The organism is Pseudomonas sp. YL2, assembly GCF_023063025.1.
Classification (GTDB): domain Bacteria; phylum Pseudomonadota; class Gammaproteobacteria; order Pseudomonadales; family Pseudomonadaceae; genus Aquipseudomonas; species Aquipseudomonas putida_A.
Map to the genome: position 1 here is coordinate 292,605 of NZ_JAJSLU010000003.1, position 19,489 is coordinate 312,093.

At 59.8% G+C, this 19,489-nt stretch carries 15 protein-coding genes; 6 read left to right on the forward strand and 9 right to left on the reverse strand.

Going from position 1 to position 19,489, the window contains the following annotated elements:
- Positions 1-84: 84 nt before the first annotated feature.
- From LVD08_RS06635 to aceK, 5 genes are all read right to left on the reverse strand, one after another.
- Positions 85-324, reverse strand: a complete 240-nt coding sequence (locus LVD08_RS06635; RefSeq protein ID WP_247267771.1) for an anti-sigma factor family protein — start codon at positions 322-324, stop codon at positions 85-87.
- Positions 318-932 carry an RNA polymerase sigma factor gene (locus tag LVD08_RS06640; protein ID WP_183781704.1) on the reverse strand — a complete coding sequence of 205 codons (615 nt, stop codon included), beginning with the start codon at positions 930-932 and terminating at the stop codon, positions 318-320. The genes LVD08_RS06635 and LVD08_RS06640 overlap by 7 nt, the downstream gene beginning before the upstream one ends.
- Positions 933-1,038: 106 nt before the next feature.
- Entirely contained in the window at positions 1,039-2,160 is a 1,122-nt protein-coding gene (locus LVD08_RS06645; RefSeq protein WP_027614543.1) for a beta-ketoacyl-ACP synthase III, read from the reverse strand.
- A 326-nt stretch (positions 2,161-2,486) separates the two neighbouring features.
- On the reverse strand, positions 2,487-6,398 hold the full coding sequence (gene hrpA / locus LVD08_RS06650) for an ATP-dependent RNA helicase HrpA (protein WP_247267772.1): 3,912 nt from the start codon (positions 6,396-6,398) through the stop codon (positions 2,487-2,489).
- Between the two features lie 170 nt (positions 6,399-6,568).
- Entirely contained in the window at positions 6,569-8,290 is a 1,722-nt protein-coding gene (gene aceK / locus LVD08_RS06655; protein ID WP_095138571.1) for a bifunctional isocitrate dehydrogenase kinase/phosphatase, read from the reverse strand.
- Positions 8,291-8,699: 409 nt separating this feature from the next.
- Between aceK and LVD08_RS06660 the strand changes: the two genes are divergently transcribed.
- Together LVD08_RS06660 and LVD08_RS06665 are read left to right on the forward strand one after the other, a co-directional pair.
- Positions 8,700-10,325, forward strand: coding sequence for a methyl-accepting chemotaxis protein (locus LVD08_RS06660; protein ID WP_247267773.1), 1,626 nt, complete (start codon positions 8,700-8,702; stop codon positions 10,323-10,325).
- An 85-nt stretch (positions 10,326-10,410) separates the two neighbouring features.
- Entirely contained in the window at positions 10,411-11,304 is an 894-nt protein-coding gene (locus tag LVD08_RS06665; protein WP_027614539.1) for a DMT family transporter, read from the forward strand.
- Positions 11,305-11,440: 136 nt separating this feature from the next.
- Here the strand turns inward: LVD08_RS06665 and LVD08_RS06670 are convergent, their stop codons facing one another.
- Positions 11,441-12,304, reverse strand: coding sequence for a DMT family transporter (locus LVD08_RS06670; RefSeq protein WP_247267774.1), 864 nt, complete (start codon positions 12,302-12,304; stop codon positions 11,441-11,443).
- A gap of 471 nt (positions 12,305-12,775) precedes the next feature.
- Here LVD08_RS06670 and LVD08_RS06675 point away from each other — a divergent pair, with 471 nt between their 5' ends.
- A complete protein-coding gene (locus LVD08_RS06675; RefSeq protein WP_311659559.1) occupies positions 12,776-13,300 on the forward strand; it encodes a hypothetical protein in 525 nt (174 codons plus the stop codon).
- Between the two features lie 260 nt (positions 13,301-13,560).
- Here LVD08_RS06675 and LVD08_RS06680 read toward each other — a convergent pair whose 3' ends face one another.
- Positions 13,561-14,499: an aspartyl/asparaginyl beta-hydroxylase domain-containing protein gene (locus LVD08_RS06680; protein ID WP_027614536.1), complete on the reverse strand. Its 939-nt coding sequence runs from the start codon at positions 14,497-14,499 to the stop codon at positions 13,561-13,563.
- A gap of 184 nt (positions 14,500-14,683) precedes the next feature.
- Positions 14,684-15,658, reverse strand: a complete 975-nt coding sequence (cysK, locus tag LVD08_RS06685) for a cysteine synthase A (RefSeq protein ID WP_041070300.1) — start codon at positions 15,656-15,658, stop codon at positions 14,684-14,686.
- 127 nt (positions 15,659-15,785) lie between these two features.
- Here cysK and LVD08_RS06690 point away from each other — a divergent pair, with 127 nt between their 5' ends.
- On the forward strand, positions 15,786-16,862 hold the full coding sequence (locus LVD08_RS06690; protein ID WP_247267775.1) for a DUF748 domain-containing protein: 1,077 nt from the start codon (positions 15,786-15,788) through the stop codon (positions 16,860-16,862).
- On the opposite strand, the gene LVD08_RS06695 is transcribed toward LVD08_RS06690, so the two are convergent.
- A complete protein-coding gene (locus LVD08_RS06695; protein ID WP_247267776.1) occupies positions 16,822-17,115 on the reverse strand; it encodes a DUF2442 domain-containing protein in 294 nt (97 codons plus the stop codon). The genes LVD08_RS06690 and LVD08_RS06695 overlap by 41 nt on opposite strands.
- Before the next feature lie 291 nt (positions 17,116-17,406).
- Between LVD08_RS06695 and LVD08_RS06700 the strand changes: the two genes are divergently transcribed.
- On the forward strand, positions 17,407-18,252 hold the full coding sequence (locus LVD08_RS06700; RefSeq protein ID WP_098967703.1) for an AAA family ATPase: 846 nt from the start codon (positions 17,407-17,409) through the stop codon (positions 18,250-18,252).
- Positions 18,253-18,264: 12 nt separating this feature from the next.
- Complete coding sequence (locus LVD08_RS06705) at positions 18,265-19,443, forward strand: vWA domain-containing protein (RefSeq protein WP_007969609.1); 1,179 nt, start codon at positions 18,265-18,267, stop codon at positions 19,441-19,443.
- Positions 19,444-19,489 lie beyond the last annotated feature (46 nt).

Genomic DNA, 19,489 nt, shown 5'->3' on the forward strand with positions numbered 1-19,489 from the left:
AGTAGCTTGGGGGGCCGGGTCGGGGGGGGTTCTTTTTTTTTTGTTTGTGCAAAGAAAAAAACTCCCCCCCCCCCAGGGCAGCTCCTACAGGGAATTGTCTTTGCGGCGTTGCTCGGCCAGACGCTCAGCCAGCGCATCCACACCCTCTTGCGGCCTCTCCGGCATCGCCTTCAACGTGGCCTGCATCAAACGCATCTGACGAATGAAGCGCCGGCAGTTGGGGCAGAACATCAGGTGATGGCGCACCATCAGTTTTTCGCGAAAGCTCAACTGGCCATCGAGATAATCGCTGGAGCGTGCCACTTGTTCCTTGCAGGTCAGCATTCGCCGGTCTCCTCAAAATGCTCCACCGTGGCGAAGACTTTCAGCCGCGCCCGATGCAGCAGCACACGGACATTGGAGAGCGAGATCTCCAGAAGATTACAGATCTCTTCCAGCTCCAGGCCTTGGCGCTCGCGCAGCAGCAACACGCTGCTTTGCAGTTCCGACAGACTGAGCAAGGTGTGCTCCAGGCAATCACGCAATTCACTTTCGGTGAGCAAGGCTTCCGGGGTGTCCTGATGCCAGGCGAACGGCGCCACCAGCCAATGACCGTCACCGGGCGAAAAACGATCGTCGTCGATGGTGCCGTGGGGTGACGGCAGGTCATCCAGCAACACTTCGCGGCGGTTTTGTTTGTAGCGGCTCTTGGCCGAGTTGGCGGTGATGGTCAGCAGCCAGGTCTTGAGACTGGAACGACCCTCGAAGCTACCGATATGGCGCACCACCGAAAGCCAGGCGTCCTGCACCACTTCCTCGACATGGCGCTGGCCGACAATCGCGTAAGCCACGGCGCGCATGGCGCTCTGGTAGGTGCTGACCAGCTCCTTGAAAGCCTTTTGCTCACCCGCGAGCAGACGTTCGAGCAGTTGGGTGTCGTCGGTTGCGGCCATGCACGCCTCGTTTTCAGATGGTCAAAAGCAAAAGATCGCAGCCTGCGCCAGCTCCTACAGAGATCAGTGTAGGAGCTGCCGCAGGCTGCGATCTTTTCAGGCGCACTCAGCGCTTGCGCAGAATCACGCTGCCGATCGAGTAACCGGCGCCGAACGAGCTCAGCACGGCCAGCGAACCGGCGGCCAGATCGTCCTGATATTTGTGGAAGGCAATCACCGAGCCGGCAGAGCTGGTGTTGGCGTAGGTGTCGAGAATCACCGGCGCTTCTTCTTCGGTGGCTTCGCGGCCCAGCAGCTTGCGCACGATCAGGTGGTTCATGCTCAGGTTGGCCTGGTGCAGCCAGAAGCGCTTGACGTCGCCGACGTTGAGTTTGTTCTCCTCCAGGTGCTCACCGATCAGCTCGGCGACCATCGGGCAGACGTCCTTGAACACCTTGCGACCTTCCTGCACGAACAGCTTGTCGCGGGCGCCGATGCCCTCTTCCGCGGCGCGGTTGAGGAAGCCGAAGTTGTTGCGGATGTTGTTGGAGAACTTGGTCAGCAGTTTGGTGCTGACCACGTCGAACTGGTACTTGGACGTCGCCAGGTCAGCGCGCTCGATGATCACCGCCGTCGCGGCGTCACCGAAGATGAAGTGGCTGTCGCGGTCACGGAAGTTCAGGTGCCCGGTGCAGACTTCCGGGTTGACCATCAGGATCGCCCGGGCCTGGCCCAGTTGCACGCTGTTGGCCGCGGCCTGAATGCCGAAGGTCGCCGAGGAGCAGGCGACGTTCATGTCGAAACCGAAACCCTGAATGCCCAGTGCTTCCTGGACTTCGATGGCGATCGCAGGGTAGGCGCGTTGCAGATTGGAGCAGGCAACGATCACGCCGTCGATGTCGGCGGCGGTCTTGCCAGCACGTTGCAGCGCCTGTTCAGCGGCGCCGATGGCCATCTGGCACAGCACCGACCATTCGTCGTTGGAACGCTCCGGCAGACGCGGGGCCATGCGCGCAGGATCAAGGATGCCGTCCTTGTCCATGACAAAGCGGCTCTTGATGCCCGAGGCTTTTTCGATGAATGCAGCACTGGATTCGGTCAGTGCCTGGACTTCACCGCTAGCGATGGCGTCGGCGTTGTCGGCGTTGAACTGCGCGACGTAGGTATTGAAAGACTGCACCAGCTCTTCGTTGGAGATGCTGTTGGCCGGGGTGTACAGGCCGGTGCCGCTGATGACGACGTTATGCATGGTCGTTTCTCTAATCTGTTCAGGCAGAAAGCGCTGGCACCGACGTACCAACACACAAAGGGTCTGTTCCCGTCTGCGGGACGCTGACCTGGCATCGCTTTATTCCGATCACGACCTCACCGAAGGCTCTGGGTCGCGAAAACGGCGTTTATGGTCGCGAAGTTTGCCATAAACCCGAGGTTTTGGCGCCTTTCTCAAGCACCACCCAGATCCAATGTGGGAGCGAGCCTGCTCGCGAAGGCAGTGTGTCAGTCACGAGGATGGTGTCTGATATACCGCTTTCGCGAGCAGGCTCGCTCCCACACGGGATCGTGTACGACTCAAGATCAGGCCTCGACCTGACTCCATTGCTTGCTCAGCCGTTTGTCCGAGATCGGTGCTTTCGTCCCCAACTGCTGGGCGAACAGCGACACTCGGTACTCCTCCAGCCACCAGCGGTACAGTTCAAGCTGCGGATCGCGTTTGCCTTCCTGGGCATGCTTGGCGGCGCGGGTCTGGTATTGCGCCCAGAGGCCGGCCAGTTCACCGCTCCAGACTCGATCCTTCTGCACCTGCGCGCCGAGCTTCTCGAAACGCTGCTCGACCGCCTTCAGATAACGCGGCAACTCCTTGAGCCATTGCATCGGTGTTTCCCGGACGAAACCCGGATACACCAGATTGCTGATTTGCTGCTTGATGTCATTCAGCGCCACAGCCTGCGCCAGATCGATCTTGCCCTTGAAGCGTTTTTGCAGGCCGTGCCACAGCTTGAGAATCTCCAGCGTTAACCGCGCCACGCGCTCGGCGTGTTCGGTCCAGCTGCCGCGTTTGCGTTCAGCCAATGCGGCGAGCCCGGCGCCGTCACGCGGCAACGGGTCTTCGCCTTCCAGAATGCAGCTGTCGAGACTGGCCAGCAGAATGTCTTCGACCAGCGCATCCACTCGGCCCAGCTCGCGATAGAGCAGGCCCAACTCGGTGATACCCGGCAGTTTGCTGCGCAGGAACTTCGCCGGCTCCGCCAGTTGCTGCAGCAGCAGCCGCTGCAAGGCGCGGCGATGCTGGAACTCAGCTTCGGCCGGGGTCGAGAACCGCCCTTCCTTGACCGTGCCGCCCTCTTCCACCAGCGCCGGATAGACCGTCATCGACAATCCGGCAATCTTCTGCTGGGTCTTTTCCGCCACCGGGGCGAAGACCTTGGCCTCCACCGGTTGCTGACTTTTCGCACTCTGCGGCACGGCCAAAGCCGCCTGGCTGGCTTCGGCAAAACGCGCGGTCAGCTCGGCCAGGTCGCGGCCCTCGCCGAGGAACTTGCCCTGGCCGTCGACGATTTCCAGGTTCATCCGCAGATGGCTTTCGACCTGCTGCGCCGCTTCCGCCCATGCTTCATCGCTGACGCGCGCACCGGTCATGCGCAGCAACTCGCGACCGAGCGCTTGCGGCAATGAGCCTTCAGCGAAGGTCATGCGCTGCAACGCCGCCTTGATGAAATCCGGCACCGGCACGAAGTTCTTGCGCAAGGCTTTCGGCAGATTGCGCACCAGCGCAATACACTTGGCCTCGATCAGCCCCGGCACCAGCCATTCCAGGCGCTCCGGCGGCAGCATCGGCAGCAGCGGTGCCGGCACGCGCAGGGTCACGCCGTCGCGCGGGTGATTGGGTTCGAAGTGATAACTGAGCGCCAGTTCCAGATCACCGATGTGCAGCGTGTCCGGGTAGTCGCGCGCGGTGACCTCACTGGCCTCGCGGGCCAGCACGTCTTCTTCGCGCATGATCAGCAATTGCGGGTCTTTCTGGCTGTTGACCCGATACCAGCTGTCGAACGTCGCGGTCTGATGAATCTCCGCCGGCAAGCGCGCATCGTAGAACGCGTACAGGGTTTCTTCGTCAGCGAGAATGTCGCGGCGCCGAGCCTTGGCTTCCAGCTCGTCGAGCTGTTCGAGCAACTGCTTGTTGGCGGTCAGGCACTTGGCTTTCGACTGAATCTCGCCACGCACCAGACCTTCACGGATAAACAGCTCACGCGAGACCACCGGATCCACCGGGCCGTAATGCACCGGGCGGCGACCGACCACGATCAGCCCGAACAGGGTGATCTGCTCGTAGGCCACGACCTGGCCGCGCTTCTTCTCCCAGTGCGGTTCGAAATGGTTTTTCTTGATCAGGTGCCCGGCCAGCGGCTCGATCCAGTCGGCATCGATTTTGGCGACCATGCGCGCGTAGAGTTTGGTGGTTTCCACCAGTTCGGCGGTCATCAGCCACTGCGGACGCTTCTTGCCGATGCCCGACGACGGGTGAATCCAGAAGCGCCGCTGACGGGCGCCGAGGTAATCACCGTCCTCGGTTTTCTGGCCGATCTGGCTGAGCAGGCCGACCAGCACGGCTTTGTGCAGTTTCGGGTAATCCGCCGGTTCCTTGTTGAGGCTCAGCTGCATGTCGCGACAGATCAGGCTCAACTGGCGATGAGAGTCACGCCACTCGCGCAGACGCAGATAATTGAGGAAATTCTTCCGGCACCAGTTGCGCAGCGGGCTGGCGGTCAGCGCCTGGCGTTGCTCTTCAAAACCGCGCCACAGATTGACCAGCCCGGCGAAGTCGGAGTCGGTGTCTTTCCATTGTGCGTGGGCCTGATCGGCTGCTTGCTGACGCTCCGGCGGACGCTCGCGCGGGTCTTGAATCGACATGGCGCTGGCGACGATCAGCACTTCCTGCAGGCTGCCGAGTTTTGCCGCTTCGAGCAGCATGCGGCCCATGCGCGGGTCCACCGGCAGACGTGCCAACTGGCGCCCGAGCGGAGTCAGCTGACTGTTGCGGTCCACCGCCGAGAGTTCTTGCAGCAGGTTGAAACCGTCGCTGATCGCCTTGCCGTCCGGCGGCTCGATGAACGGGAACGCGGTGATCTCACCGAGGCGCAGGTGCAGCATCTGCAAGATCACGGCAGCAAGGTTGGTACGCAGAATTTCCGGATCGGTAAATTCCGGGCGACCGAGGAAGTCTTCTTCGCTGTAAAGGCGCACGCAAATGCCCGGTTCGACCCGTCCGCAACGACCTTTACGCTGATTGGCGCTGGCCTGGGAAATCGCTTCGATCGGCAGACGCTGCACCTTGGCGCGGTAGCTGTAGCGACTGATGCGCGCGGTGCCGCTGTCGATCACGTAACGGATGCCCGGCACGGTCAGCGAGGTCTCGGCAACGTTGGTCGCCAGCACCACGCGCCGCCCCGGGTGCGACTGGAAAATCCGCTGCTGCTCAGCCGGCGACAGGCGCGCGTACAGCGGCAGGATTTCCGTGTGTTTGAGCTGAGCCTTGCGCAGCATGTCGGCGGCGTCGCGAATCTCGCGTTCGCCGGGCAGGAACACCAGCACATCGCCGGGACTGCGGCGTTCGCTGCGCTCATAGGCGGCGATTTCGTCGAGGGTGGCGAGGATCGCCTGATCCACGGTCAGGTCGTCCTCGACGCGGTTGCCCTCTTCGTCCTGCTCCAGGGTCAGCGGGCGATACCAGGTGTCTACCGGGAAGGTGCGACCGGACACCTCGACGATCGGCGCATCGTCGAAATGCTTGGAGAAGCGCTCCAGATCGATGGTCGCCGAAGTGATGATGACCTTCAGATCCGGGCGACGCGGCAGCAGGGTTTTCAGGTAACCGAGCAGGAAGTCGATGTTCAGGCTGCGTTCGTGGGCTTCGTCGACGATGATCGTGTCGTAGCGCTCGAGGTAGCGGTCGTTCTGGGTTTCCGCCAGCAGGATGCCGTCGGTCATCAGTTTGATCAGGGTGTTGGAATCGCTCTGATCTTCAAAGCGCACCTGATAGCCGACCAGCGAACCGAGCGGTGTGCCGAGCTCTTCGGCCACCCGACTAGCGACACTGCGCGCAGCGATTCGGCGTGGCTGGGTGTGGCCGATCAAGCCATGCTGGCCGCGACCGATTTCCAGACAGATTTTCGGCAACTGGGTGGTTTTACCCGAGCCGGTTTCGCCAGCGATGATCAGCACTTGATGCTTCTCCAGCGCTGCCTTGATTTCGTCGCGCTTGGCGGCGATCGGCAGGCTGTCGTCGTAACGAATCACTGGCAGGCTGGCACGGCGCGCCAGCACCTGATCACAGGACGCCTGCATGCGCGCCACCCACTGGGCCAGTTTGGCCTCGTCGGGTTTCTTGCGCAGCTCGAGTAACTGCCGCCGCAGCCGGTGACGGTCGGCGAGCATGGCGTGATCGAGGTTTTTCAGCAGTTTGTCGATGGAGGGCGATTCGTCGGTCATCGGGTACGCAATTCGGTCGTCTGTTTATGCAGGGGGGCGATTGTCGCAGATTTGCCCTCGATTGACCTGCTTCCCCTGTAGGAGCTGCCAAAGGCTGCGATCTTTTGATGTTGTTTTTTTAAAAGCAAAATCAAAAGATCGCAGCCTTCGGCAGCTCCTACAGGGGGGAGTTATTCGTTGTCGAGGCCTTTGCGGCGGTAGGGGAATACGTCGATGACTTTGCCGGCGCGAATCGCCTCTTGCAAACCCTTCCAGTAATCGGCGTTGTACAACTCGCCATGCAGTTGATCGAACAGTTTGCGCTGCCCGGCATCGGCAAACAGAAACGGCGGAAACTCTTCCGGGAACACATCCAGCGGCCCGATCGAGTACCACGGTTCGGAAGCCATTTCGTCCTCGGGGGTGCGCGGCGCGGGGATGTGGCGGAAGTTGGCTTCGGTCAGGAAGCAGATCTCGTCGTAGTCGTAGAACACCACTCGGCCGTGACGAGTGACGCCGAAGTTCTTCAGCAACATGTCGCCGGGAAAGATGTTGGCCGCCGCCAGTTGTTTGATCGCCAGGCCGTAATCCTCCAGTGCCTCGCGCACCTGTGCTTCATTGGCGTTTTCCAGATAGAGGTTGAGCGGGGTCATGCGGCGCTCGGTCCAGCAGTGGCGGATCAGCACCGTATCGCCTTCGACCGAGACCGTCGACGGCGCGACCTCGAGCAGTTCTTCCAGGCACGCCGGATCAAACTTGCTCAGCGGAAAACGGAAGTCGGCGAACTCCTGGGTATCGGCCATGCGCCCGACCCGGTCGACACTTTTCACCAGACGGTATTTTTCGATCACCGTCGCCCGGTCGACGTTTTTCGACGGTGAGAAACGGTCCTTGATGATCTTGAACACGGTGTTGAAGCCCGGCAGGGTAAACACGCTCATGACCATGCCGCGCACGCCGGGGGCCATGATGAACTGGTCGTCGGTGTTGGCCAGGTGATTGATCAGCGCCCGGTAGAACTCGGATTTTCCGTGCTTGTAGAAACCGATCGAGGTGTACAGCTCGGCGATGTGCTTACCCGGCAGAATGCGCCGCAGGAAGCCGATGAACTCCGCCGGCACCGGCACATCCACCATGAAATACGAACGGGTGAAAGAGAAAATGATCGACACGTCGGCTTCGTCGGTGATCAGCGCGTCGATCTGAATCCCGCGGCCCTCGCGGTGCAGCAATGGAATCACCAGCGGCCACTGCTCGTCGCGGGTGTAGATACGCCCGACCAGATACGCGCCCTTGTTGCGGTACAACACCGAGGAAAACAGCTCGACGCTCAGCTCCGGATCCTTGCACACCCAGTCCGGCAGGTTCTCGCGCAGTTGCGACTCGAGGCGCTGCAGGTCGCCGGGCAAATCGGCGTAATCCTCGCTGAAGCGGTAGTCGGCAAAGATGCTCGCGAGCATCGATGACAACTGCCCCTGCGGCTTGTAGGTGCGGGTTTGCGCAGCCCGGGCGCGGCGCAGGCTCGGCCGGGTGGTGTGGATGAACATGCAGCCGTCGCTGATCAGGTCGTGACTGAACAGCCCGCAGAAAATCGAGTTGTACCAGGTCTCGGACAGTTCATCGTCGAAGCGCAGGTCGATGACACTGATGTAAGCACTTTTCACCAACGGCCAACTGCCGACATTCATCAGCGTCTCGTCGTCGAAATGCTCGCGCAGGCGGGCGATGGTTTCGCCGACCTTTTCTTCGTAGAGATTGATCCGCGCCGCCGACGCGGTCTGCGTCTCCTGCCAGCGCGCCTGCTCGAAGCGCTCGCGCGCACCGTCGGTGATCCGCCGGAAGTGCTCGCGGTAATCGTCAAAGCCATCGAGGATCATGCGGGCGATGTCGGTGGCTGGCCATTGCTGCGGCATAGAGGAGACCTCGGCGTGCAAGTGGAAATCTGTGCCTGAGCTTAGCCACGGATGCATGCGCAGGAGAAGTGCAATTTCTGCCAAAAGCGCGGCAGGGTTGTACAGCGACACAGTTTTTATCAAAGTTTTTTGAGTCGACCGTTCGGTCAATTAACCGCCCTCTCAGTCTCGCCTGCCGCCCCGCGCCAGCCCGCGAATTCCCTGGGATTCGGATCCAATCCCTGCCCCGCCGCTCTGGCTCGCGGTTTTACCGCTGCGTTCCCGCCTGTTGATGAAAGAGAAGAACTGCTCACAGATTGGTCTTACCAAAATAATGGCACTTTGATATACAGCCCGCCAGTACCCGCCTCACAACAAGATCCTCGGTCCACGAGGACGACCTATTCCTCATAGATCAAGGAGCACATTGATGTCTATCCGCAATCTGCGCATCGGTTTGCGCGCCAGTTTGAGTTTTGCCGTATTGGCCGCCCTGCTGGTAGTGGTCGGCCTGTTCGGCCTGGGCCAGATGAAAAATCTGCGTGAGAGCGCAACGGTGATCGAGGAATCGTGGATGCCCAGCATCGAGAGCATTCACGATGCGGCGGCGAACATCGCCAACATCCGCCTCGAATCCCTGCGCCTGATCACCAGCACCCAGCCGGCGGTACGCGACACAAGCAAAGGCATCATCAAGGTGCAGCGCGAAGAATTGTCCAAGCGCCTTAAGGATCACACCGCTCTGCTGGCCAGCGATGCGGAACGGGCGATGCTCGACGGTTTGAATGGCGACGTCGCCAAGTACATGAGCATCCTGGACCAGATCATCGCTCAGATCGACGCCGGGCAAAGTGAACAGGCCTATGCCCGTCTGAACAATGAACTGGCGCCACAGGGCCGGATCCTCGACAAAGCGCTGGAGCAGATGATCAGCTTCAACCAGCAAGGCGCCGACAGCGCCGCCGAAGCTGCTGCCGGGGTTTATCAGCAGGCGCTGTGGATTGTCGCGACCATCATCGTTGTCGCCCTGATCGCCACCCTGCTGTTGGCCTGGCTGCTGACCCGCAGCATCACCGCACCGATCAATCAGGCCCTGTCCGTCGCGCAAAAAATTGCCGCCGGCGACCTCAGCGGCCAGATTGCCGATCACGGTAGCGATGAGGCGGCGCAGTTGCTCAGCGCCCTCGCCGAGATGCAGAACAACCTGCGCTCGACCATCCGTGGCATCAGCGAATCGGCGCAGCAACTGGCCTCCGCCGCCGAAGAAATGAGCTCGGTGATGGAGCAAAGCACCCGTGGCCTGCAACAGCAGAACGATCAGATCGAACAGGCCGCCACCGCCGTCACCGAGATGAGCACGGCGGTGGATGAAGTTGCGGCCAACGCGGTGTCCAGCGCCGAGGCCTCCGAAGCCTCGAACGAGGACAGCAAACACGGGCATGTGCAGGTCAGCGAGACCATCAACTCGATTCAGGAACTGGTCAGCGCGGTGCTCGGTGCGTCGGAACAGGCCGAAGGCCTCGCCACTCAGGCTCAGGACATCAGCAAGGTGCTCGAGGTGATTCGCGGCATCGCCGGGCAAACCAACCTGCTGGCGCTCAACGCCGCCATCGAAGCGGCGCGCGCGGGTGAGGCCGGACGCGGTTTTGCGGTGGTCGCCGATGAAGTGCGTTCGCTGGCGCAACGCACGCAGAACTCCACCGAAGAAATCGAGCTGATGATCAGCAGCATCCAGCAAGGCACCGGCGCCACCGTCGGCGCCTTGCAAAGCAGTGCCGAGCAGGCCAGCCACACGTTGCGCCGGGCGAACAGTGCCGGTCAGGCACTGGAGAAAATCACCGCGTCGATCTCGCAGATCAACCAGCGCAACCTGGTGATCGCCAGCGCGGCCGAGCAGCAAGCGCTGGTCGCGCGCGAGGTTGATCAGAATCTGGTGACCATCCGCGATCTCTCGACCCAGACCGCCGCCGGCGCTACCCAGACCTCCGCTGCCAGTCAGGAACTGTCGCGCCTGGCGATCGACCTCAACGGCTTGGTGACGCGCTTCGTGCTCTGAATGAAAAATTAAATGCCCGATTGACGGTTGCCATCGACAGGGCGCTCGGCAACACTCTCGTCCCGATCAAGGAAGGAGTGCCATCGTGAGCGCTGTCGATATTTTCCGCATGCTGTCGCTGGCAGCCATCTGGGGCGCGAGCTTCCTGTTCATGCGTATTATTGCGCCGGTGATCGGCACCATTCCGACCGCGTTCTTTCGGGTGTCGATTGCTGCCGTCGGTCTGCTGGTGATTCTCGGGCTGATGCGCATCAGCTGGGATTTCAAGGGCAAACTGAAAACGGTGATGTTGCTGGGCGTTATCAACTCGGGGATTCCGGCGACGTTGTATTCGGTGGCGGCGCAAGTGTTGCCGGCCGGTTACTCGGCGATCTTCAACGCCACCACGCCGTTGATGGGCGTGTTGATTGGCGGGCTGTTTTTCAGCGAAAAACTCACTGTCGCGAAACTGACCGGGGTGTTTCTCGGCTTGTTCGGTGTCGGTGTGCTGACGCGCGCAGGTCCGGTCGCGTTCGATCTGCAATTGCTGATGGGCGCCCTCGCCTGCCTGCTCGCTACCACTTGCTACGGCTTCGCCGGGTTCCTCACGCGGCGCTGGCTGGATCACAGCGGCGGGCTCGACAGTCGTCTCTCGGCCGTCGGCAGCATGCTCGGCGCCTCGCTGTTTCTGTTGCCACTGTTCGGCTACAGCGTGATCACCGCCCCTCCGGCAAGCTGGGGTGGGTGGAATGTCTGGCTGTCGCTGCTGGGCCTGGGTCTGGGCTGCACGGCGTTCGCCTACATCATCTATTTCCGCCTGCTCAGCTCCATCGGCCCGGTCAAATCGATGACCGTGACCTTCATGATTCCGGCGTTCGGCGTGTTGTGGGGCGCATTGTTGCTGGATGAACCGCTGTCGATGGCGCACCTGTATGGCGGGGTGTTGATTGCGCTGGCGTTGTGGCTGGTGTTGAAGCCGGCTGTAGCAACAGCCCGCTGATGTTGCGGCGCTGATAAGTCAGTCTTCGCGAGCAAGCCCGCTCCCACAGGAGGAATGCATTCCAATTGTGGGAGCGGGCTTGCTCGCGAAGAGGCCGGCCCAGACACTGAAAATGCCCGGGTCGGCCTGAAGGTTTTCAAGCAGTTTTACGGAACACAAACGCCAGCCCGACGATGATCAACAGCATCCCCAGCACACTCAACGCCGCCAGACGATTGCCGAAAATCACGTAGTCCATCACCGCCGTCACCGCCGGCACCAGATAGAACAGACTGGTGACATTCACCAGATTGCCCCGAGCGATCAGGCGATAGAGCAACAGTGTCGCCAGCACCGACACCACCAGCCCCATCCACAACGCCGGCACGATGAAACCCGTGCTCTGTTCAAAGTGGAACGGCTGAAATGGCACAAATGTCCCGCACAACAACAGCCCGGCCAGATACTGCACCGGCAATGTGCCGAGGGGATTGTCGGTGATGCGTTTCTGCATGATCGAGCCCACTGTCATGCTCGCCAGCGCCAACAGACCGAACAGCATCCCTGCCCAGGACATCCCCGCCAGTCCGATACCCTGATAAACCACCATAATCAACCCGGCCAGGCCCAGCGCCAGACCGAACATCCGGCTCGCCGAGCGCTGGCGCTCCATCAGCACCACGGTCAGGATCGGCTGCACGCCCATGATGGTCGCCATCACCCCCGGCGTGACTTTGGTGTTGAGTGCCAGCAGATAGAAAATCTGATACGCGCCCAACAACACCACGCCCGTTGCAATCGCAAACAGCATCGGCCGACCGCCCTTGGGCAGCTTCAACTTGAGCAGCGGCGTCAACAGCAGCAGCCCGCACAGTGCGATCACAAAGCGAATCAGCAGAAAGGCAAAGGGCGAGGCATGGGCCAGCCCCCATTTGGAGAAGATCGCTCCGCTGCTCCACAGCAGAACGAACAGGCTCGTGGACGTCGCCGCGAGCGCGGATTTTTTCGAAAGGACAAACATGAATACCACCTGTAGTCAGGCAAATAGCCAACTCAGCCGAGACTGAAATTCAGTAGGTTTTTCTGGCGGGCGCAGGGGTCAGCAAAGAATGCCGATCAGCCCGAAACGCCAACGCCCGGCGGTGATACGACGGCGCACACCGGCGTGCTACTGACAGGTGGAGGGTAATGACTGATCTGCCCAGGCTGCTGATTCCCGCACGGCACGACGCCAGCGTTGACCGCTGAATCGACTACCGCGTTGATGAGGAATGCAGGCATTGGGGCTGATCTTTTTTGAAGGGTTTGGAGAGTGAATCAGATGATTCACGAGCGCCGACTATAACCAGCGTGGGACATGGATTGCAATGATTTGGACAAAGGGCCAGCAGGGACAGCTCGATGGCAGGCGCATAGGCTGATGAGCAACGGATAGGCCCATTGATGGGGAGACAGGAATGCTCGGGATCACATGCCAAGGGAACGGACGAATTTGCGGTATCAGTTGTATCGGTCAGAGGCGAGGAAGCAGGCTGCTTTCGTTACTGTTCAACTACAGCTTCAGTTGGAAAACCATGGTCCGACTGCCATCGATTTGTCGAAAGTACGTTTCGAACCTATCGACCAACAAGCACTACAAGCATCAACTCTCTGGAGAGACCAGCACTTTTGCTGGAATGAGGTCATTGAGTGGAAAGGTCGAGAGCCCTTATCTCTGGACATCGCTATCTGGTTTGGAGAGGAACTTTGCGGGCTGTGTTTCGCAAATCCAAATGCCAGCAAAAACAGAATACGAATTGTGCGTCTGGAGGGACGCCCCTATGAGTTCCATCCGTTAAAAAGACGTATCGGGGCGCTGGCGATGATTGTGATTGAACAATACGCCCAACTCATTGGCAGCAAGGTTCTCGAGATCCAAGAACCTTTGAAGGGCGCGATTTCCCACTATCAAGAGCTTGGCTTCGGCTTCGACGCTGGTGGCCGCCTTGTCAAAACCCTGGAGAACCTAGTATCGTGAAAACTGTTCAATTAACGATCAACACTGGTGGAGAAATGAGCAAATCAACCAAAAAGCCTTCCTCCAGAAAAGACACACTTCCTCTCGGCAAAAAAAACGGTGAGGTAATGCTCACTGCGAGTCAGAGGCGTCTGCTGCAGTTACTGATAACAGGCACTGAAAGCGAAGAGCCGAGTGTACTCGCCGCTGGCCGACTGTAGACTTATCAGCAAACAAAAAACCGCTCACAAGGAGCGGTTTTTTCATTTCAACATCCGGCCTCAACCAAACAGCCAATACCCCAGCAGAGTCAGCACCACCACCGCCAATACCGGACGCAGGATGCGGTAGGCCTTGGGATTGCGGCGTTTCCACTGTTTGACCACGCCGCTGAACCGGTCGCTGAAGTTCTTGCTCCAGGCGTAGGCCTGGTTGATGCCGCCGACACGTTCATCATCAAGGTTCTGCGGCGCGGTGGCGCGGCCCAGCCAAGCGCTGATGGCGCGGTTGATGCGGGTCATCAGGCGGTTGCTCAGCGGGCGTTCGACATCGCAGAACAGGATGACGCGGGTTTGTTCGGTCTCGTTCTTGACCCAGTGCACGTAGGTCTCATCGAACATCACGTCTTCACCGTCGCGCCAGGCGTAGACCTGACCATCAACGAAGATCCGGCAATCGTCGGAGTTCGGTGTCGACAGGCCCAGGTGATAACGCAGCGAGCCGGCAAACGGGTCACGGTGCGGGTTCAGATGGCTGCCACCTGGCAACAGCGCGAACATCGCGCCTTTGACGTTAGGGATCGCACTGACCAGCGCCACGGTCTTCGGGCACAGAGTTTCGGCCGACGGCAGCGGTTTGTCGTACCACTTGAGGTAGAAACGTTTCCAGCCCTTCTTGAAGAACGAGCCGAAACCGGCGTCATTGTTCTTTTCGGCGGCGCGGATGTAGCCCTCGTCGAACAGGTGCATGGCTTCGTCGCGAATGGTTTCCCAGTTATCGCGCAACACATCCAGCTCCGGAAACTTGCTGCGATCCAGATACGGTTTGGAGGGAACGCCGGAGAACAGGTACATCAGCGCGTTGTACGGGGCGAACAGCGCCGAGTGGTTGACGAACTGACGCAGTACCGGCAGACGCGCCTTGCCGCGCAAATGCACATAGAGGATGCTGCCCACAAACAGCAGCAACACCAACACCTTGGCGGCTAACGAAAAGGTCATCAACGACTCCTTGAATAAAGACAACGCTGCGCAATGCCCATTACCCGGCATGGCAGCCGGCCATGATAAACACTACCGGCCTCGGGAAAAACCCGCTGAACCCAAGATTCAGTGTTAAGAATTGCGCAACAAAGCATTTATTAGCATAACGATCCTGAACCCTGGCTGATCTGAGTCAATTCGACTACTGCTGATTCTCCTGCTCGGTGAACAGATCGCTGAACAGCATGCTCGACAGATAGCGCTCACCGGAGTCCGGCAAAATCACCACGATGGTCTTGCCCTGCATTTCAGGCTTCTCGGCTAAACGCACGGCCACGGCCATGGCCGCGCCGCAAGAGATACCGCACAAAATCCCTTCTTCCTGCATCAGGCGCAGCGCCATGGCCTTGGACTCGTCGTCAGTGACCTGCTCCACCCGGTCGACCATCGACAGATCGAGGTTCTTCGGCACGAAACCCGCGCCAATCCCCTGAATCTTGTGTGGGCTCGGCTTGATCTCTTCACCCGCGAGCGCCTGGCTGATCACCGGCGAAGACACCGGCTCCACTGCCACCGACAGAATCGGTTTGCCCTGGGTATTCTTGATATACCGCGAAACGCCGGTGATGGTTCCGCCGGTCCCGACGCCAGCCACCAGCACATCGACGGCGCCATCGGTGTCGTTCCAGATTTCCGGGCCGGTGGTTTTTTCGTGGATCGCCGGGTTGGCCGGGTTATCGAACTGCGACGGCATGAAGTATTTGCCGGTGTCGCTGGCAACAATTTCGGCAGCCTTCTCGATCGCGCCTTTCATGCCCTTGGCCGGTTCGGTCAGGACCAGCTCTGCGCCGAGGGCCTTGAGCACCTTGCGCCGCTCGATACTCATTGATGCCGGCATGGTCAGCATCAATTTGTAACCACGGGCGGCGGCGACGAAGGCCAGACCGATGCCGGTATTGCCCGACGTCGGTTCGACGATGGTCATGCCCGGCTTGAGTTTGCCGCTGCTTTCGGCGTCCCAGATCATGTTCGCGCCGATCCGGCACTTGACCGAATAACCGGGGTTGCGCCCCTCGATCTTGGCCAGAATGGTCACGCCGCGCGGCGCGATGCGGTTGATCTGCACCAGCGGCGTGTTGCCGATGGAATGGGCGTTGTCAGCGAAAATACGGCTCATGGCTGGGTCCTTATGCAGCGTTGAATTCAGCCTTTCAAGGTATGCCTGTTGCCGGGCGCAGTCCAGTCGGGTCGAACGTCTGCGCCGCGCCACAGTCAATCGCTTACATCGTTTGGGAATTGTTGTCATGAAGCGTCGTTATAGCTGGCCAATAGGGATTTTTGCCGTCGTGGTTGTGCTGCTGATCGCCCTGCACATCGCCCTGCCCTACGTGGTGCGCGATTACCTGAACGGCAAACTGGCCGACATGGGTGACTACCGCGGCCAGGTCACCGACGTCGATCTGGCCCTGTGGCGCGGCGCCTACCGGATCAACGGCCTGAAGATCGTCAAGGTCGACGGCAAGGTGCCGGTGCCGTTTGTCAACGCGCCCGTGATCGATCTGGCGGTCAGCTGGCATTCGCTGTGGTACGACCATGCCGTGGTGGCGCAGGTGCAATTCTTCAATCCCGAGGTCAACTTCGTCGATGGCGGCCCCAACAAGCAGAACTCGCAGACTGGTAAAGGCACCGACTGGCGGGCGCAACTGGGCAAGTTGCTGCCGATCACTCTCGACGAGGTGCAGATCCACGACGGCAAGATCACTTTCCGCAATTTCAACTCCAAACCGCCGGTCAACATGAACGCCAGCAACGTCGAGGCGAGCATCTACAACCTGACCAACGTGGTCGACAAACAGGGCAAGCGCGATGCCCGCTTCGAAGGCAAGGCCAGGCTGCTCGGCCACGCACCACTGGAAACCACGGCCACTTTCGATCCGCTGAGCAATTTCGAGGACTTCCAGTTCCGCCTGCGCGCCCGCGACATCGAACTCAAGCGCATGAACGACTTCGCCTCGGCCTACGGCAAGTTCGACTTCAACGCCGGCCACGGCGACGTGGTCATCGAGGCCCAGGCGGAAAAAGCCCAGGTCACTGGCTACATCAAACCGCTGCTGCGCGACGTCGAAGTGTTCAACTGGCAGCAGGACGTGGAGAACAAGGACAAGAGCATCTTCCGCTCAGTCTGGGAGGCCATCGTCGGCGGCACGGAAACCGTGCTGAAGAACCAGGCCAAAAACCAGTTCGCCACCAAGGTCGAACTCAGTGGCAACGTGCATCAGCAAAACATCAGTGCGTTCGAAGCGTTTTTGCAGATTTTGCGTAATGGCTTCATTCAGGCTTTCAATGCGCGGTATGAGCGGCCGAAGCCGGATGCGGGCTAGAGCGCTGCGCCAGCATTTCCAAATAGAGTGTATCAGCGCCGATCTGAATATCCGGCTCTGGCCATTCCACACTCCAGCCGTGATCGCCCAGGATTACAGAGGCGAATATCTCAGGATCCAGCAACGGCTGGAGCCCTGGAGCGTCTTGAAGATCTTGACTCAAATCGACCACCCATCGCTGATCATCGATAAAGGTCAGTTCCAGACAAAAATCAGACCAGACACGAACCGCCGACAGGCGGGGGCGTTTCATCCGTAACATCAGTGCAAGTCCTCCATCAGATGATTGGGCTGCTTCGCAGCCCAGCGGGAGCAAGCTCCCTCGCCACAGATTTTGTAAACATCCTGAAGGCTATCGTTAAATCAGCAAGGCCTGAATGCTGGCCATCAGCCGAAACCGAGTCAACATGTGACGCCCCATTCAGAGACTGAATAAGCCGTCTGCGTTCACAGTCGACCGGGCTGCGCGTTATAGTCGGGGCATCCGATTTTTTCGCCCCCGCCCTGCCCGTGCAGGTCGGCGTTACCGTTCGAGGATTAGCAGATGAAGTTCGAAGGCACCCAGGCCTACGTCGCCACCGATGACCTGAAGCTGGCGGTCAATGCCGCCATCACCCTGGAGCGGCCACTGCTGGTCAAGGGCGAACCGGGCACCGGCAAGACCATGCTCGCCGAGCAACTGGCCGAATCGTTCGGCGCCAAGCTGATCACCTGGCACATCAAGTCCACCACCAAGGCCCATCAGGGTCTGTACGAGTACGATGCGGTCAGCCGTCTGCGCGACTCGCAACTGGGCAACGAAAAAGTCCACGACGTGCGCAACTACCTGAAGAAAGGCAAGCTCTGGGAGGCGTTCGAGTCCGAAGAACGGGTGATTCTGCTGATCGACGAAATCGACAAGGCCGACATCGAGTTCCCCAACGACTTGCTGCAAGAACTCGACAAGATGGAGTTCTACGTTTACGAGATCGACGAGACCATCAAGGCCAAGAAGCGCCCGATCATCATCATTACCTCGAACAACGAGAAAGAGCTGCCGGACGCCTTCCTGCGCCGTTGCTTCTTCCACTACATCGCCTTCCCCGACCGTAACACTCTGCAGAAAATCGTCGACGTGCACTACCCGGACATCAAGAAGGATCTGGTCAGCGAAGCGCTGGACGTGTTCTTCGACGTGCGTAAGGTGCCGGGCCTGAAGAAGAAGCCGTCGACCTCGGAACTGGTCGACTGGTTGAAGCTGCTGATGGCCGACAACATCGGCGAAGCAGTACTGCGCGAGCGCGATCCGACCAAGGCCATTCCGCCATTGGCCGGTGCGCTGGTGAAGAACGAGCAGGACGTGCAGTTGCTTGAGCGCCTGGCGTTCATGAGCCGTCGCGGTTCTCGCTAAGAGGCTGATGCCATGTTGCTCAACCTGTTCAATGAAATGCGTGCAGCCAAGGTGCCAGTGTCGGTGCGCGAGCTGCTCGACCTGATCAACGCGCTGAAGCAGCGCGTGACCTTCGCCGACATGGACGAGTTCTATTACTTGTCGCGGGCGATTCTGGTCAAGGACGAACGGCATTTCGATAAGTTCGACCGCGCGTTTGGCGCCTACTTCAACGGCTTGGAAAAACTCGACGATCACTTGCAGGCGCTGATTCCCGAAGATTGGTTGCGCAAGGAATTCGAGCGTTCGCTGACTGACGAGGAACGCGCGCAGATCCAGTCCCTCGGCGGTCTGGACAAACTGATCGAAGAATTCAAGAAACGTCTGGAAGAACAGAAGGAACGCCACGCTGGCGGCAACAAATGGATCGGCACCGGCGGCACCAGCCCGTTCGGTTCCGGCGGCTTCAACCCGGAAGGCATTCGGGTCGGCGATGCCGGCAAGCGTCAGGGCAAAGCGGTCAAGGTCTGGGATCAGCGCGAGTACAAGAACCTCGACGATTCGGTGGAGCTGGGCACGCGCAACATCAAGGTCGCCCTGCGTCGTCTGCGTAAATTCGCCCGTCAGGGTGCGGCAGAAGAGCTGGACATCGACGGCACCATCGACCACACCGCCAAGGACGCTGGCCTGCTGAATATCCAGATGCGCCCGGAGCGGCGCAACACGGTGAAGCTGTTGCTGCTGTTCGACATCGGCGGCTCGATGGACGCGCACGTGAAGATCTGCGAGGAACTGTTCTCGGCCTGCAAGACCGAGTTCAAGCATCTGGAGTACTTCTACTTCCACAACTTCATTTATGAGTCGGTGTGGAAGAACAACCTGCGCCGCACGTCCGAGCGTTTCTCGACGCAGGATTTGCTGCACAAGTATGGCGCCGACTACAAAGTGATCTTCATCGGTGACGCCGCCATGGCACCCTACGAAATCACCCAGGCCGGCGGCAGCGTCGAGCACTGGAACGAAGAGCCGGGCTACCTGTGGATGCAGCGCTTCATGGAGAAGTACAAGAAGCTTATCTGGATCAATCCGTATCCGAAGGACACCTGGGGCTACACCTCGTCGACCAATATCGTGCGCGATTTGATCGAGGATCAGATGTATCCGCTGACGTTGCGTGGGCTTGAGGAAGGGATGCGATTTCTGTCGAAATAATCTTCGTTAGCCGTGATGGCCCCTTCGCGAGCAAGCCCGCTCCCAC